A 16,832-nucleotide genomic window follows, 5' to 3' on the forward strand; every position below is an offset into this window, starting at 1 on the left:
AGTCCTTAAAAATATAATTCTTGTGCTATTCTAAAGGTGTTGGCATGTGCCTCAACAATGATTTTAATGTCTGGAGAGTACCCGCCACCCATACTACATTGAACAGGTATATTTAGTTGATGACAGGTAGTTAAAACAAACTCATCTCGTTTTTTGCATCCTTCTAATGTCATACCTAAAGTACCTAACTTGTCACTATCAAGAATATCAACGCCACAGAGATAGAAGATAAAATCTGGTTTTACGTTTTCAATTAGTTGTGGTAAATTCTCTTCTAATATAGAAAGATAGGTTTCATCCGTAGTACCTTTTGCTAAGGGAATATCTAAGTCCGATTTTTCTTTTTTGAAAGGATAGTTTCCTTCCCCGTGTATTGAAAATGTAAATACAGATTCATCTTGTTGAAATATTTCTGCCGTGCCATTGCCTTGGTGAACATCTAAATCTATAATAAGAACCTTATTTGCTAAACCTTTGTTTAGCAAATATTTTGCACCTATAGCTTGGTCATTCAACATACAAAAAGCCTCGCCGTGGTCGCTGTATGCATGGTGGGTTCCGCCTGCAATATTCATTGCAATTCCATATTTCAAGGCATAATCACATCCTTTAATAGTACCGTCTGCAATTATACGCTCTCTTTCTACCAAATCTTCCGATAACGGAAAACCTATTTTTCGTGCCATTTTAGGCGGTATCATTATATTCAATAAGTCATAGAAATACTCCGCATCATGAACGGCTACAATATGTTTGTCATTCGGTATCTCTGGTTCAAAGAAGTTTTCTTCTGTACATGTACCTTCATAAATCAATTGCTGTGGTAAAAGCTCGTATTTTATCATTGGAAAACGATGCTTCTCCGGTAATGGATGTTTATAAATAGGATGGTAGGCTATTTTCAGCATCAGTTTATTTATGAAACTTTAATTGAATACGTTTTCTAGGTACATCAACATCTAAAACTTTTACAATTATTTGCTGATGTAGGTGTACATGTTCATTTACATCTTTTACGAAGCTATCTGAAAGATTAGAAACATGTATTAATCCACTTTCCTTAATACCAATATCTACAAAACAACCAAAATTGGTAATGTTATTTACAATACCGGGTAACAACTGTCCGCTATGTAAATCAGTAATCGATTTAATGGTTTGGTCAAACGTAAATACCTTGGCTTTTTCGCGGCGATCTAGACCTGGTTTTTCTAACTCTGAGCGTATATCCTCTAATGTAGGTAACCCAACATCATTAGTACAATACTTTTCTAATTCAATCTTTTCAAGAAGTGTCTTATTTCCGATTAAAGAAAGAATTTCTGTTTTTTGATCCCTTGCCATTTGCTTGATTATACCATAACTTTCTGGATGTACGGCAGAATCGTCTAGCGGATTTTTGGCATCTTTAATACGTAAAAAAGCGGCTCCTTGTTCAAATGCTTTTCCTCCTAAACGGGGAACATCTTTTATATCTTTTCTGCTTTTAAAAGCGCCTTTTTCTTTTCTCTGCGTAACTATATTTTCTGCTAATTTAGGACCTATTCCAGACACATAACTCAGTAGTGGCACACTGGCAGTATTAATATTTACACCGACCGAATTTACACAGCTTTCTACTACGGTGTCTAAAGATGCTTTTAGTTTACCTTGGTCAACATCATGTTGATATTGCCCAACACCAATAGATTTTGGGTCAATTTTTACGAGTTCGGCAAGAGGGTCCGCCAAACGTCTACCAATAGAAACTGCACCACGAACGGTAACATCATAATTTGGGAATTCATCTCTCGCAATTTTAGATGCAGAATAAATTGATGCTCCGGCTTCACTAACCACAAATACTTCTACAGGATTATTAAAAATTACCTTTTTAACAACCTGTTCGGTCTCTCGTGATGCCGTACCGTTACCAATGGCAATAGCTTCAATTTTGTATGCATTTGCCAACGAACTTAATTTTTTGATTGCTCCGCCAATATCATTTTGAGGTGCATGCGGATAAATGGTTTCATTATGTACCAAGTTACCTTGTGCATCTAGGCAGACTACTTTACAGCCCGTTCTAAAACCGGGGTCAATGGCAAGTATGCGTTTTTCACCTAAGGGCGCGCCTAACAGCAATTGTCTTAAATTATTGGAAAAAACAGCTATGGCATCATCATCAGCTTTTTCCTTGGCTGCTTTTAGTATTTCATTGGACAACGAAGGAAAAAGAAGTCTTTTGTATGCATCATCTATAGCAAGTTCAATTTGCTTTCCACAGGTATTGTTGGTTTTTATGATACGATTTTTAATGCGATCTAATAAACGCTCATCGTCGAGTTCAATCTTTACTCTAATAAATTTCTCTGATTCTGCGCGTAGTATAGCCAATAATCGATGCGACGGACATTTATTCAACGGTTCGCTCCAATCAAAATAATCGCGGAATTTCTGCGCCTTTTCATCATCTTTTTTAGTTCCGATTACCTTGGTAGCTATGATGGCAAACCTTGCCAATTGAGATCGTATTGATGCCCTAATGTCTGTACGTTCATTGATCCACTCAGAAATGATATGCCGTGCTCCTTCTAAGGCATCATCTTCGTTCTCTACAGTAGCGCTAAGATATTTAGAAGCCGTATATTCTATCTCATTATTACGTTGTGTCATAATGATTTTGGCTAAAGGCTCTAATCCGTTTTTGCGAGCAACTTCGGCTTTGGTTTTTTTACTCTTTTTAAAAGGGAGGTATAAGTCTTCTAATTGTGTAAGGTCTGGGGCGCTTTCAAACTTTAGCTGTAACTCCTTGGTTAAAACACCCTGTTCATCTACGGCTTTTACAATTGCCTTTTTTCTTTTCTCCAAGGCTTCAAACTGTTCTTTAAATTGAACAATGGCACCAACTTGTACTTCGTCTAAATTTCCTGTACGCTCTTTTCTGTAACGCGATATAAACGGAATAGTACAATCTGCATTTAAAAGTTCAATAGTATTTTGAATTCCTTTTTCTGGAAGTTGAGTATGTTTTAGTATGTAGGGCAGTAATTGCATGTAAAATCGTTTAGAACTTTTAAAAATACCCATTATTAGGTATTGAAATCAAACTGAGTTAGGTATTTGTTGAAAAACAAAAAGCCTTGGTGGTTAACCAAAGCTTTTAATAATAGGTTTTATTTAAAATTAATTTATCCCCTCACCATTACTAACACCATCCTCATCTGGGTTTACGAATACCAATTTTCCATCGGCGTTTTCTGTTATTAAGATTATACTTTTATTAATTTTTGAAAGTTATTATTCAAATTTAACGACTGTCAATTCTTTGTTCTTTTTAAGATAGTAGCTAAAAATAAAGCCATTGTCATATTTAGTGATATTCCCAAAATTGGTTCTCTTTAGGTCATGTTTTTGAATAAAGTCCCTAATTTTGTCAAAAGAATTCTTTGAAGCATTTCCTTCAATATTTTGAAAAGATTGCGCAGAAAATAAACTTTTCACGTATACTGATTTTGAATTTGTATAAAGGTCATAGGTTCTAGATGTAGGAGATAAACTTGCATAAACAGCTGCACCAATTGCGCCGAAAAGAATTCCTGCAGTAACAATACCGTTCATATCTGGATTTAATTCCTTAGAACCTCCTATACTAATATTCAAAATGTTATTGGTTTGATAAACGGCAATACCTAAATCTGTATTTGATACTTTCCGTAAGAATTTTTTCGTTTTTTCTATTTCTTTGGTTTTATCATTTGAAAGTAAATTGGCTTCCTCATAAATTGGTGAATTTTTAAACGGAATAGGTTCATCTTCAGTAAATGAGTAATTACTTATGTTTTCTAAGGACTCTATATTTGTAATTTGGAAAGACATTGCTTTCGGTAATGCTGAAACTTGAAATAGTTTATTTTGGAATAAGAACGAATTTATTCTGTGAGCTTTCTCATTTATAAATTCCAAATTAGGCATTGGTATGTTCTTGACTTTACTTTCAGAATCAGAAAGGTTGAGTATTAATATTTTAGTTTCTTCTCGTCTATGATTTAGCGTTAATATTAAATTATCTGCGTTTGGATAAATTTTTATAGGAGATGAAGTTTGTTCGATTGGTAATGGAATATTTGGTTCAATAAACTCAATGTTTTGTTTCGTAATTACTTCAGACAAGGGGAGTGCATCATTGGTCCAGTTTAAAAAAACCTCAGTGTTAAATGGATAGACTTTTTTTTCTACATGTTTTCCTTCAAATATGTAAACATTAATAGTAGAAGAGCCTTTGTTTATGCTTAGAAGATAAAATTTGTTATTATAATTAATTGTTTTTATAGGCTTTTCGCCTTTTAGTTTTAAATTGATTTTAGCAATGCTTAAGGCATTTTTAAAAAGCGTCAAAACAGTAAAATTTCGCTTGTTGTTTGTTGAAACATATAATCTTATCTCTCTCTTATCCGTTGCTTCATATCCAATAATATTTTGTTGCGATATGAGCGTATTATTATATTCCGAGTCATTCAATAAAGTTAGGTTTTCATCAAATTCTAAATGACGAATATGGTCATAGAGTTTATACACGTAATGAATATGTCCAGACTTATCAACTAAAGAAAAATTTTCAGTTAGTGAATGTATCGGTAATTTAAGTTCAACTGTATTAGAAAACTCTTGCGAATATAATTTTGAAAAAAATAGAAAAAAACAGAGTATTTTTAAAAAAGATATTTGAACTTTTATTCTCATATAAAATTGAATTTGTGGATAAAAGCCATTTTTTTAAAGAAATATTTCAAATTAATTTATCCCCTCACCATTACCAACTCCATCTTCATCTGGGTTTACGAAAACCAATTTTCCATCGGCATTTTCTGTCATTAAGATCATACCTTCACTATCAACACCGCGCAAAGCTCTTGGTGCCAGGTTGACTAAAACGGTAACTTTTTTGCCAACTATTTCTTCTGGTTTAAAGCTTTCTGCAATACCGGAAACAATAGTTCTAACATCTAAGCCGGTATCTACTTTTAAGACTAAAAGCTTTTTGGCTTTTGCCATTTTTTCAGCTTCAATGATAGTACCAACACGCATGTCTAGTTTAGAGAAATCATCGAATGTAATCGTATCTTTTTGTGGCATTACTTGCTTGTTTTCGTATTCGTTCGCTTTTTTAGTAGCTTCTAATTTGTCTAGTTGCGCCTGAATTTCACTATCCTCAATTTTTCTAAAAAGTAATTCTGCTTTATTAATTTGATGGTCTGCATTAAGCAAATCTTCCTTTGAAGAAACACTATCCCAATTTAGACTTTGACTATGCTCAGTCTCCGACGAAGATAGATTTAAGATGTTCTTTAGTTTATTAGATGTGAATGGTAAAAATGGCTCACTTAAAACAGCTAAACCTGCGGCTATTTGTAAGGCAACGTTCATAATAGTTTTTACTCGTTCTTCATCTACCTTAATCACCTTCCAGGGCTCTGCATCTGCTAAATATTTATTACCTAAACGAGCAAGATTCATAAGTTCTTGACCAGCTTCTCTAAAACGGTAGCGCTCAATAGAACTTGATATAGTAGCGGGGTATTTTGATAATTGCTCAAGCGTTTCGGTATCAACATCGGTTAAATTTCCTGATGTTGGTACTTTACCATCATAGTATTTATTGGTCAACACTACTACTCGGTTGATAAAATTACCAAGAATAGCTACTAATTCATTATTATTACGGGCTTGAAAATCTTTCCAAGTAAAATCGTTATCCTTAGTTTCCGGTGCATTCGCCGTTAATGTATAGCGTAGCGAATCTTGCATCTCAGGAAAATCTTCCAAATACTCGTGTAACCAAACTGCCCAGTTTTTAGAGGTAGAAAGCTTGTTTCCTTCTAAGTTCAAGAACTCGTTCGCCGGTACATTTTCAGGTAGAATATAACTACCTTCTGCCTTTAACATAGATGGGAAAATAATACAGTGAAAAACAATATTATCTTTCCCAATGAAGTGAACTAATTTGGTGTCTTCATCTTTCCAATAAGGCTCCCAATCTTTTCCTTCTCGTGCAGCCCATTCTTTGGTAGATGAGATATAACCTATAGGAGCATCGAACCATACGTAAAGTACTTTGCCTTCTCCTCCTTCAACGGGTACTGGTATTCCCCAGTCTAAATCTCTGGTTACAGCACGTGGCTCTAATCCGCCATCGATCCATGATTTACATTGCCCATATACGTTCGGCTTCCAATCGTCTTTATGACCTTTTAATATCCATTCTCTTAGAAAATCCTCATATCTATCTAAAGGTAGAAACCAGTGTTTGGTTTCCTTGGTGGTTGGTATGGTACCTGTTATAGTTGATTTCGGATTTATTAAATCTGTTGCATTTAAACTAGAACCGCAATTTTCACATTGATCACCATATGCCTCTTCGTTCCCACATTTAGGGCATGTGCCTATAACGAAACGGTCGGCTAAAAACTGCTGTGCTTCTTCATCGAACAGCTGTGCAGTAGTCTCTTCTATAAAGTCTCCTTTTTCATAAAGGTTCACAAAAAATTCTGATGCGGTATCATGGTGAACTTGTGCCGAAGTTCTAGAATAGTTATCGAACGTGATGCCAAAATCTACAAAAGACTGCTTAATTATTGCATGGTACTTGTCAATAATATCTTTAGGAGTAACTCCTTCTTTTTTTGCTTTCATTGAAATGGCAACGCCATGTTCGTCACTACCACAAACAAAGGCAACATCTTTACCATTTAATCTAAGGTAACGGGCGTATATATCTGCTGGTACGTAAACCCCTGCTAAATGACCAATATGAATTGGACCGTTTGTATACGGTAAAGCAGCGGTAATGGTATATCTAGAGGGTGATTTAATATCGGACATCAAAATAAATTAGGCTGCAAAAATACAGAATTTGCCGGGAGAATTACTAATTACTTCGCAATTGTGGTCTCGTAGAAAAGTGAATTTGTTCCGTTCTTTTTCTGAAACCAAGTTTAAAATTGAATTACAGAACAAAAAACATAATAAAACGATTAAATTTTAGTTCTATTGTAAGAAAAAACTTATTTATTAACTAAAATATATGAGATATGGGTGTTGGTAATTCTAATAAAATTAAGTTGGATAATAGTCTGAACGAGATAGAAAAGGCTATAGAAAACTCAAGTACTAGCAAAGAAGATGTTGTTAGACTCTATAAAGACAAGAATCACAGAGTTAAAAAAGAGCTACGGTTCGAGTCTAAAATGAACAACTCTAAATTAACATAATTAAAAAGCCCTACTCAATTTATTTGAATAGGGCTTTTTACATTTGGGAAACAAATTAAGCTACCATCACTGATTTACTCATGTTTTGGTTTTGTACATTGATACGATAAATATACTTACCTGTTGATAGCTGTTCGGGCATGCGCTCTCGTATATTTATTTCGGTAGAACCTTCAAACATCATTTCGTTAAAAACGGTGCCTACTTTCTGACCAAGAATGTTATAAAGTTGAATATCTACATGTGCCGAAAAGGGCATCTCCAAATAGATATGTGGTGTACTATCCGTTGGGTAAAATGGTTTATGAACCACGGCATTCAATAAATCTGGATTAAAGGGTGTTTCAGCTTCTTCATCTGGGTAAACTGGCGGAGTAACTTCACCGTCACTGTATACAATATCTGGGAAAGCTTCACCGCTACAACTAAATCCTAAATCTACGGGTACATAAGGTTTGTAGTTCAGTAAATGAGCTTCAACCAAGGGTACGTCTACGCATAACCATTCTGCAAGAACGGTGGCGTACAGATCTCTAAAATCCATTGTGTATTCTAAATTACCTCTACCATCTGGGTCATCTAATGTTGGGTGGTCACCAACAAAGGCACTACCATTTAAACCTGAACCAAAAAATAACGTTGGTGTTGCTTTACCGTGGTCGGTACCATTAGAACCATTTTCAAAAATACGTCTTCCGAATTCTGAAAAAGTCATGCTCAGAACTTTATCATCTTGCTGTGTAAAGGCTACATCTTCATAAAAGTTGTTCACCGCAACAGATAATTTAGTCATAAGTTCAGCATGAGCCTGTGGTTGATTACCATGAGTGTCAAAACCACCCATAGAAATCATGTATACTTTTGTCCCTAAATTACCTTTGATTAATCTTGCTATAAGTGCCAATTGGCGCGCAAAACTATTGTCCTGGTATTCAACTTGGTTTTGCCCACGTGTGTAAGCATCATGTATAATACCAGAATATTCATATGTAGTATTGGCTACACCTCTTAAGAATTTAAGTTGATCACCATACATACAATCGTTGAACAAATTATCTTCTAAACCATATACTACACCAGATTCTGCAATTTCTTCTAATTGGTCAACATTTGAAGTTACAAATGCATAGTTTGTTTCATCACCTTGAAAGACCAAACTACCAAATTGTCCTATTTGAATTGCTGCTGGTGCCGCAGGTGGGTTCACCAAATAATCAGGATAGATGTTTTCAAAATGTCTACCCATCCACCCGGTATTTAAACCGCTAAAACCCGTTGTTTCTATATCTGTATTGGCAAAGATGTCTGAACCTGTAAAGTGAGATAAACTTTGACCTTCATAGCCTACACCGTGTACTGCTTTAAATTGACCTTCTTCCCACATAGGTGCCAAAGCACTCATGTATGATGGTACCCCAAATTCATCTGTCAATTTTAAGACCTTACTTTCTGGTACATAGATGTTAGGTCTTGCATTGGCGTAGCTGTCATACTGTTCAATAGGTATGACTGTGCTTAAACCATCATTACCACCAGATAGGCGAATAAGTATAAGTATATTGTCTGTTTCTGCTCCTGAAATAGCTGCTGATAAGGGTGATGGTGCAGATGCCGATAGCATATTTGATCCAAGCATCATTGAGCCAGAACCAGCTATGCCCATTGCTTGTAAAAAAGAGCGTCTGCTCCATGTTTTATGTTCTTCGTCATGGCCTTCATGTTGTAGACCTTTAAACGGGGTATGGTGTGTATTGCACATAGTAGTAGGTGTTATTTTAATTGAAACTCAGGTTGTCTTGCTAAATATTGAAAAAGTAGATATACTTGAAACGGACCTTGTGGCCAAGTAGCCAGAGTCCATGATTCTTGATTACCACCTTCGTAGTAAACATCTTCTACATCACTTCTGAATATGGCAAATGCTTTGGCATATTCTTCTTCATTTAGAAGTCCCTTCGTTAAAATGAAATCTATAATTAGTCTTGCAACAACATCCGGATTTGAATTTGTTAAACCCTCGTTACCAGATATTTCAAGACCAAATGAGCGAAACTGCTCATTATCTGCCATATAGAATTCTTCTAGAATACTTTCAATGGTCAACCAACGGCCGATCATAAAGTTAGTGTTGATCCAAGATCTATCTCTTTGCCAACCGGCAACATCAAATGGTTCAAATATCTCTTGACTTAACAATGCACTGTAGTTGACCATTTCGGCAACGTTAGTGTCGGTATAGTTAAAGTTAGATTCGTTAAGCGTATTGAAATAGAAGTCTACCGGGCTTTTTATAATTACCCCTATAGCCTCGTCATCAAAAAAGTGTTGACTCTTAAACAAAAGTCTTAATACAGGTGCCAATTCAAAATCATTGGTCATAAATGTGGCAGCCATGCCATCAATAATCATTTGGGCGTTATTTGCATCATCTCTAGAATCTGGATGAACAAAAAACTCATATAATTTTCTGCAAATAAATTCAGCGATCTCAGGGGCTCTTTGTTCAAAAAGAATGTTGATGACATCATCATATCCCCAATTACCTGTTTGTCCTAATATAGTTTTAGGACCTGCATCATGTTTTGTAGCATCAAACGCAACAGGTGTACAGCCAACTTCACCACGTTCTACATAACCACTAAGTGCTTTTGCGGTCTCAATAATGTCTTCTTCTGTATATGCATTACCCTCACCTAATGTAAATAGTTCATACAGTTCACGAGCATAATTTTCGTTAGGGTTGTTACCATTATTATAAACACCATCTAGGTAATATAACATGGCATTGGTCAAACCTATTTCGCTTGTAAAAGTTTTAAAGTTACCTAAGGAGTGTCTTTGAAGGCAATCTATATATTCATATAAAAATGCATTACAATTATAAACCTCTAGTTCTGTAACAAAATGATTGCTCCAGAAGAAACTTAATCGGTCTCTTAAATTGTTATTTAGTAGACCTTTGGCATAAGTAAGTTGAAACTCATTTTTTTGCTCTCTCTTTAATTGATTGCTTGCGTCGCTGTCCGCAGGGTAATTGTCGTTGTTCCAATTTGCCCAAGCAGGCGCAGCTATTTCTGGCATACTTAAAGCTTCATCTATTAAACTATCTACCAATGCACCGGCTGATTGCCCTATTGCTTGGTTAATAGTTTCCACAGAGGCACTAAATCCTAGGCGGCGATATAAATGGGCTGCTCTTAGCTGATCTAAATTAGCTGTATACGGAGCAAGGGTAGAAGTATTACAATTAATGAAATATTCCATATTCTTAAATAGGCGTTTGTATTACGTTCGTAGAGTTGGGGCTTCTATGCTAAACGTTAGGAAATTAGGTATAGTATTTAAAACTATCTATTTTCGGTAATCAGATTTCAAATAACGAGATTTATTGATAAAAAGGCGTTGAAATTCCTATATTTTCGATGAATTGCATAATCTGTTAACTATATCATGGGAAAACATAACGAATTTGGGAAAGAAGGGGAGCAGATAGCTGTAGATTATCTTCAAAAAAAAGGATATGCCATAAAATATAAGAACTATAGATATTTAAAGGCAGAGGTTGATATTATAGCAAGTAAAGACGATGTGCTGATTATTGTAGAGGTACGTTCAAGGAGTACAGATTTTTTTGAGAATATTGCAGAGACCGTTACGCCAAAGAAAATTAAGCTATTGGTGATGGCAGCAGATCATTATGTTACAGATAATAATCTAGATGTTGAAGTACGTTTTGATATCATCACCATACTTAAAAATAAGAGCAAATTTGAGCTAGAACATTTAGAATCTGCCTTTTATCATTTCTGATTAATCTACTAATTTGGTAGATTTATTAAAAAACATTTTGTTTTATTTATAACAAGTTGTTATATTTGCACAACAACCATACAATAAAATGAAAACAATATCATCAGTCGTTGAAGAGTACATCAAGAAAAAGCCATTTTTACAAAGTGCTCTAGCACAGGGTATCATCAATCTTACATCGCTATCTAGAATAGTAAAACCAGAGATTGAGCATGAGTTAGGTAAAGACATTCGTAATGGCGCAATAGTCATGGCGTTAAAACGTCTATCAGATGATTTAGAATTTAGGGCTACACATAAGATTCTAAAAGTTTTGAAGAATATTGGCGAGATAACGGTAAGATCTTCCTTAACCGATTATACTTTTTTAGCTTCTGATAAAATATTGGTGCACCAAGCCAAGTTGCTAGAAGAGATTAATAATAACCAAGATGTTTTCTATACCTCTAGTCGTGGTGTAAACGAAATCAATATTGTAATTAGTAACGTGATGGATAAAACAGTTGAAAGGCTGTTTAAAGATGAAAAGTGTACTCAAAAAGCAGAAGAGCTATCATCTATTACCGTAAAATTACCTGCTGAGAATGTTTCGGTACCTGGTATCTATTACTTTATTTTTCAAAGATTAGCTTGGGAAGGTATAGTTTTATATGAAGTTATTTCCACTACCAATGAGTTCACCATTTTAGTTAACGATGAGCAAGTAGATATGGCGTTTAAAACTATTAAAGATTTAAAGTCTCTTTAATTCTCTAAAAATTCTACGACTTCTTTATCAGATTCCGGTTTTGCTGAAAATCGCTTTTCACTATCTAGTATAAAATAGGTAGGTGTGCTTTGTATGCCAAAAGTTTTTGCATATTCACTTTCCCATCTACCTAATGCTATAGCGTGGTTAAAGCCTGGCAAAGTAGCAGAAACTTCTTTCCAATTAACATCGTCATCTTCCAAGCCAACAGCTATAATTTTTAGATTTTCGTAATCTTCTACTTCTTTATGAAGTTGAGGTAGTTCTTTTAAACAATGTGAGCATGTGCTGCTCCAAAAAACCAAAAGGTAGTTCTCTGCTGCTTCCATTGTTAAAAGCGAATGTGTTTTGCCATCTACCTGCCAAGTAATATCTGGTGATACGGTACCTATTCTTAATCTTGATGCCATTTCTATCTCATCAACCAATTTTTGATTATTATTGGTTACGGCAAGTTTTTTTAGATGGTTATTAAAAATATAGTCCTGTACCGTTGGCATTCCGTTTGCCTCGGCAATTTGCCATAGTTGATACATAGCTCTTTCTTGAAAACCTATTGGAGTAGGTTTTATCTGCGCTACCGTGGTCTCTATATTTTTGTTTACCTCAATTGCTAATTGTTCTTTTGTTGTGATATTGGTAGGTAATGCTGAAAAAACATAACTGGCAAATTTGTCTATTAAAAAATTAGAGCCTTGTAGCACTGGGTCGTTAATAGCTAAATGATCAAAATGATGTTGTTTCTTATTTTTAAGAAATGTTTCTAAATTTTCAAATTCAGCGGGTATGTAACTTCTGTTCGCCTTTATAAACTTATGAGCAATAGTTGCAGCATGCTTTTCTTCAAAAGTAGTCTGTATGGTATTTAACTCTTTTAATATGCTATTGTATTCTTTGTTAGGTTCACTATTGGTTTCATAAAATTCTATCAGCTTATCTTGAGCTGACGTTATCTTAGAAAAATATTCTCGGTACCACTTATTTTCTTCAGAATTGGTAATGGTCAAGCCATCTTGAAGGTTGAAATTAATTTTCACATCTTCTTTTTTATCATAAATGATATCGATATAAAACTCATCTTGTGGTACGGCATATACCAGTCTATACATTCCCGCTTGGGCAGTCAAAGGCATTTCTAACTCAAATGAACCATCTCTAACGGCACCGTCAACGCTGTAACGTTCACCATTAGGTGTTAGTTCATAGGCTATTATCCATTTAAAATCTTTTGGAGGAGAAAAGTTTCCGGCTATGGAACCTTGAGCTTGAATACTTAACGAAAATAATAAGAGGCAAATACTGATGAATACTTTCATATTTCTTTAAAAACAATTATCGGACCAAGATTTAAAGCAACAAAAACAACGTCAAATTATGATGGTTTTAGAAAACAACATAAAGTGATGATGTAATGAGGTATACCTTAATGGCAATAAAAATAATATTCAGAAGGCAATTAGGGGCTTAAATTTTGAAAAGCTTATGAAAATTCTTTCTGAATCTCCATATGATCAAGGGCTTCTTTAATTTTTAGAAGCTCTTTATCATGAACAAAGCCGTCAGAAATAGCTACTTCATCTAAAAGTTTGGCTACTTCTCTCTTTTTAGGTAAGGACATTAAACTTAGAATCTTAAAAGCTTTTTCCTTATTTAAATTTCTTGCTTGACCAACAAAGAAACTATCAAAAGAAAAACGGTCCATTAGCAGGGTAAGGTAGCGCATTTCAGCAGGGTCAACTCTGCTATCAGCCAGAATAACATAGTCTACCATTTTCACTACAGCCAATTTCTCTTCTTTTGTGAAATCTATCATTCTCTTACTTACTCAGTTTCTTCTCCTAACCCAATATTAATAAATGTATCTATAATAAGATCCATTTCTTTTTTATGAATGGCACCGTCAGATATGGCCACTTCATCAAGAATCTCTGCTAGAGCTTTCTTTTGTTCATGTGGTATGTTATACAGAGTCACTAGAGCATTGTCATAATCTAACAGTTTTGCCCGCTCTAAAAATGCATCGTCAAAACCAATACCAACTTTTAGTTTGTTTAATGTTGCTAGTTCACCAGGATGAATCTCACCATCAGCCTTTATAACTTCGTAAATCATTTTAACAAAGGCCGCTTTTACAAACTCTTCAAACTCCATTCTTTAATTTTAGGAGTTGAAAGATATGAAAAACAACACGAATTTTAATAGTCTTTAACACTAGTTGTTCAAGCTTATTTTAAATATATGATTTATACTGTTAAAATGGATACGGGCCATATACCGCATCTCTAAATTCTTTATGAAGGTTAATTTGATCGTATGGAAAAAGCTGAACAAATAATACAGCAGTCAATTTATTTACTGGGTCTATCCAAAATAGGGTAGAAGCAGCACCATCCCAATAAAATTCTCCCACAACACCATTATTCTCATCTGGATTTTTTGGTGGTGCTACACGAACAGCGAAATCAATACCAAAACCAACCTGCCCTTTGCTTGGTAACCAAGAACGTTCTTTAATACTGTCCGCTAGTTGATTGGTTGCCATAAGTTGAACTGTTTCTGGCTTAAGGATTTGAACGTTATCTAAACTGCCTTCACGAACCAGCATTTGAGCAAAACGCATGTAATTATCTAAAGTGGATGTAAGACCGGATCCACCTCTAGTTAATGGCCAATGTTCTGTATAATTACTATAGGTGACAGAATCTTGTACTAACTTACCTTCGGCTTCCCTAATATATAGCTTGGCAAATCGGTCTCTGTCTTTTTCAGGTATATAATACCTGGTTTCGTTCATTTTTAAAGGTTCAAGAACAAACTTTTGTACATACTTAGCATACGGAATTCCAGAAATTCTTTCTACTAATAAAGCTTGTACATCTACACTTGGTCCATATTCCCATTGTGTGCCCGGTTGAAACCATAATGGAGTTTTTCCCATTTTTTCTGCCATTTGTGTCAAAGTGTTTTCTCTGTTCAGGGCATCTGCATCTTGCATTAAAGTACTAAGACCGGGTATGTCATTGCGGTTGGGAAAACCTGCAGTATGTCTGGTAATATCTCTAATGCTTATTTCTCTTTGCAAAGGTTCGGTACGTACTTTATTATTTTGGTCTACTCCCGTATACACGGTCATATTTTCAAATTCCGGAATATATTTAGAGATAGGATCGTCTAATTTAAATTTGCCTTCTTCAAACAGTGTCATTAATGCTGTTCCTGTTATCGGCTTGGTCATGGAATATATTTGAACAATAGTGTTCCTTTCCATTGGTTTGTTTGCTTTAATATCGGCGTAACCAAAAGCATTGTAATACACTTCTTTTTCGTTTTCAAAAATAAGTGCAGAAACACCTGCAATATTTCCTGACTTTACAAAATTTTGAAGCACAGTGTCTATTCTAGCTTTTGCAGCCTTAGTAATAATAGTAGGTGCTACAGCAGTTTGTGCTGTTATTTCTTCTTTTTGCACTTCTTTACACGAAGTTGTAATAATGAGAAATAAAATGCTATAAACTAGTTTTTTCATGCTGAGTAAGTTGGTTGTGGTATTTAAAAATAAGGAATTAAACAGCTAGATTTTTCAACTACTTTAATAACAGAAGTATTTCTTCCCAGATTTTGGCATTGACCTGCATACCTTCTATTTCAGATTTTTTTCTAGTCATTAAAGTTCTCTCGCCTGGGTAGAATGTTTGGTCTCCTTTTTTCATTGAAGGTCCTTCATGTGTAAACTGAATAATTTCATTTAACAGGTTGTGTTGTATTTCAGTATCTGAAAAAGAACTTGGGTCTATACACATGAATACTTGGGATAGTGCTGTTTCATTATTCTTAAGTCCTATTTTATAAGTTGAATTCCCAGCGGAAAGTAAGGTTGCCAGCATATCTAATATCATAGAAAGTGCAGATCCTTTCCAATACCCTACAGGTAAGGCGCGCCCAGAATCCATTATGTCTTTTGGGTGTTTACTAAGCTTATCGTTTTTGTCCCAACCGCCAACAAAGGGTAGCTCTTCATTTTTTAAATCTAGACTTTGCATTTTTCCGAATGAGAATTGTGAAAGTGCCATATCTAAAACAACGTGGCCTTCTTTTCTTGGAATACCAATTACTATAGGATTGTTGCCTATTCTGTTTTCCTTTCCTCCCCAAGCTGGCATGTTGGGTATGGTATTGGTAAAAAGTATTGAAATACAACCTTGCTCTGCCGCGCGCCAACCATACGTTCCGCCGCGCATCCAATGATTGGTGTTTTTAAGTGCTACCAAGCCCATACCGTGGTTTTTCGCTAAATTAATGGCTTGATCAGTACATGTTAGTGCATTTAAGACTCCTGATCCCAAATTGCCATCCCATCTTTCCATACTGCCCATAGAGGCGGTTTTAGTGGCAATAGCACTGGTCTTAATCAAACCTTTATTGATATAATCTATAAATGCAGGGACTCTATTTATACCGTGGGAGTAAATACCATCTAAGGTGCTCTCGGTGTGTGTTTTAGCCAACACTGTTGCTTGTGCTTTTGTAAAAGAGTGTTTTGTGAACAACGACTCCAATACAGATTTCATTTCTATGGATGAAATTTTTATTTCGCTCAAAACGGTTTATTTTAATTCAACCGTTAAGATACATAACTTGTTTAGCTTGGTAAATTATATGAATGTCTACGTAGCAAGAACGCTACTTTTAAGAAAGGACTAGGCTTTTTTAGATACCCCTATTTCTGAGAATACATGACGTATGACATCATCTTCCTTTTCATGAATATAACCATCAGATATTGCTACTTCTTTCAATATCTCTGCTAGTCTCACTTTTTTAGCTTCTGACATGCCTTTGAGAATGTGTACACTCTGGTCAATATCAATGGTACGGGCTTGAATTAAAAAATTACTATCAAAATCAATAATTGGCATTAATTTACTCAATGCACTAATTTCACCACTGTGAACTTGACCGTCAGCTACAATAACTGAATCTATAAGATGTACAATCGCTAATTTTTCCGGTATGTCAAATTCCAT

15 protein-coding genes are annotated in these 16,832 nt (G+C 35.0%); 3 read left to right on the forward strand and 12 right to left on the reverse strand.

What is annotated here, in order from left to right; translation table 11 throughout:
• Window positions 1–5 precede the first annotated feature (5 nt).
• From PXD56_RS02250 to metG, 4 genes are all read right to left on the reverse strand, one after another.
• Window positions 6–908: a histone deacetylase family protein gene (locus tag PXD56_RS02250; RefSeq protein WP_276491734.1), complete on the reverse strand. Its 903-nt coding sequence runs from the start codon at window positions 906–908 to the stop codon at window positions 6–8.
• A 4-nt stretch (window positions 909–912) separates the two neighbouring features.
• On the reverse strand, window positions 913–3,036 hold the full coding sequence (locus tag PXD56_RS02255; RefSeq protein WP_276491735.1) for a Tex family protein: 2,124 nt from the start codon (window positions 3,034–3,036) through the stop codon (window positions 913–915).
• Window positions 3,037–3,279: 243 nt separating this feature from the next.
• Window positions 3,280–4,722: a hypothetical protein gene (locus PXD56_RS02260; protein WP_276491736.1), complete on the reverse strand. Its 1,443-nt coding sequence runs from the start codon at window positions 4,720–4,722 to the stop codon at window positions 3,280–3,282.
• A gap of 51 nt (window positions 4,723–4,773) precedes the next feature.
• Window positions 4,774–6,861 (reverse strand): methionine--tRNA ligase, encoded by a 2,088-nt coding sequence (metG, locus tag PXD56_RS02265; protein ID WP_276491737.1) that lies wholly within the window; start codon window positions 6,859–6,861, stop codon window positions 4,774–4,776.
• Between the two features lie 209 nt (window positions 6,862–7,070).
• Here metG and PXD56_RS02270 point away from each other — a divergent pair, with 209 nt between their 5' ends.
• Window positions 7,071–7,250: a hypothetical protein gene (locus PXD56_RS02270; protein ID WP_276491738.1), complete on the forward strand. Its 180-nt coding sequence runs from the start codon at window positions 7,071–7,073 to the stop codon at window positions 7,248–7,250.
• Window positions 7,251–7,305: 55 nt separating this feature from the next.
• Here the strand turns inward: PXD56_RS02270 and PXD56_RS02275 are convergent, their stop codons facing one another.
• Both PXD56_RS02275 and PXD56_RS02280 read right to left on the reverse strand, forming a co-directional pair.
• Window positions 7,306–9,009 carry a DUF1501 domain-containing protein gene (locus PXD56_RS02275; protein WP_276491739.1) on the reverse strand — a complete coding sequence of 568 codons (1,704 nt, stop codon included), beginning with the start codon at window positions 9,007–9,009 and terminating at the stop codon, window positions 7,306–7,308.
• A gap of 11 nt (window positions 9,010–9,020) precedes the next feature.
• Window positions 9,021–10,514, reverse strand: coding sequence for a DUF1800 domain-containing protein (locus tag PXD56_RS02280; protein WP_276491740.1), 1,494 nt, complete (start codon window positions 10,512–10,514; stop codon window positions 9,021–9,023).
• Window positions 10,515–10,700: 186 nt separating this feature from the next.
• Here PXD56_RS02280 and PXD56_RS02285 point away from each other — a divergent pair, with 186 nt between their 5' ends.
• Both PXD56_RS02285 and PXD56_RS02290 read left to right on the forward strand, forming a co-directional pair.
• Window positions 10,701–11,060: a YraN family protein gene (locus PXD56_RS02285; RefSeq protein ID WP_276491741.1), complete on the forward strand. Its 360-nt coding sequence runs from the start codon at window positions 10,701–10,703 to the stop codon at window positions 11,058–11,060.
• Between the two features lie 88 nt (window positions 11,061–11,148).
• On the forward strand, window positions 11,149–11,808 hold the full coding sequence (locus tag PXD56_RS02290; RefSeq protein ID WP_276491742.1) for an aspartate kinase: 660 nt from the start codon (window positions 11,149–11,151) through the stop codon (window positions 11,806–11,808).
• On the opposite strand, the gene PXD56_RS02295 is transcribed toward PXD56_RS02290, so the two are convergent.
• The 6 genes from PXD56_RS02295 to PXD56_RS02320 form a co-directional block, all read right to left on the reverse strand.
• Window positions 11,805–13,124 (reverse strand): TlpA family protein disulfide reductase, encoded by a 1,320-nt coding sequence (locus PXD56_RS02295; protein ID WP_276491743.1) that lies wholly within the window; start codon window positions 13,122–13,124, stop codon window positions 11,805–11,807. The two genes, PXD56_RS02290 and PXD56_RS02295, sit on opposite strands and share 4 nt — an antisense overlap.
• A 164-nt stretch (window positions 13,125–13,288) precedes the next feature.
• A complete protein-coding gene (locus tag PXD56_RS02300; RefSeq protein ID WP_276491744.1) occupies window positions 13,289–13,621 on the reverse strand; it encodes a tellurite resistance TerB family protein in 333 nt (110 codons plus the stop codon).
• Window positions 13,622–13,629: 8 nt separating this feature from the next.
• Complete coding sequence (locus tag PXD56_RS02305) at window positions 13,630–13,959, reverse strand: hypothetical protein (protein ID WP_276491745.1); 330 nt, start codon at window positions 13,957–13,959, stop codon at window positions 13,630–13,632.
• 100 nt (window positions 13,960–14,059) lie between these two features.
• Window positions 14,060–15,334 carry a serine hydrolase domain-containing protein gene (locus tag PXD56_RS02310; RefSeq protein WP_276491746.1) on the reverse strand — a complete coding sequence of 425 codons (1,275 nt, stop codon included), beginning with the start codon at window positions 15,332–15,334 and terminating at the stop codon, window positions 14,060–14,062.
• A 58-nt stretch (window positions 15,335–15,392) separates the two neighbouring features.
• Window positions 15,393–16,406 (reverse strand): 3-dehydro-L-gulonate 2-dehydrogenase, encoded by a 1,014-nt coding sequence (yiaK, locus tag PXD56_RS02315; protein ID WP_276491747.1) that lies wholly within the window; start codon window positions 16,404–16,406, stop codon window positions 15,393–15,395.
• 99 nt (window positions 16,407–16,505) lie between these two features.
• Complete coding sequence (locus PXD56_RS02320; RefSeq protein WP_276491748.1) at window positions 16,506–16,832, reverse strand: TerB family tellurite resistance protein; 327 nt, start codon at window positions 16,830–16,832, stop codon at window positions 16,506–16,508.

This window comes from Maribacter zhoushanensis, assembly GCF_029350975.1.
GTDB lineage: Bacteria > Bacteroidota > Bacteroidia > Flavobacteriales > Flavobacteriaceae > Maribacter > Maribacter zhoushanensis.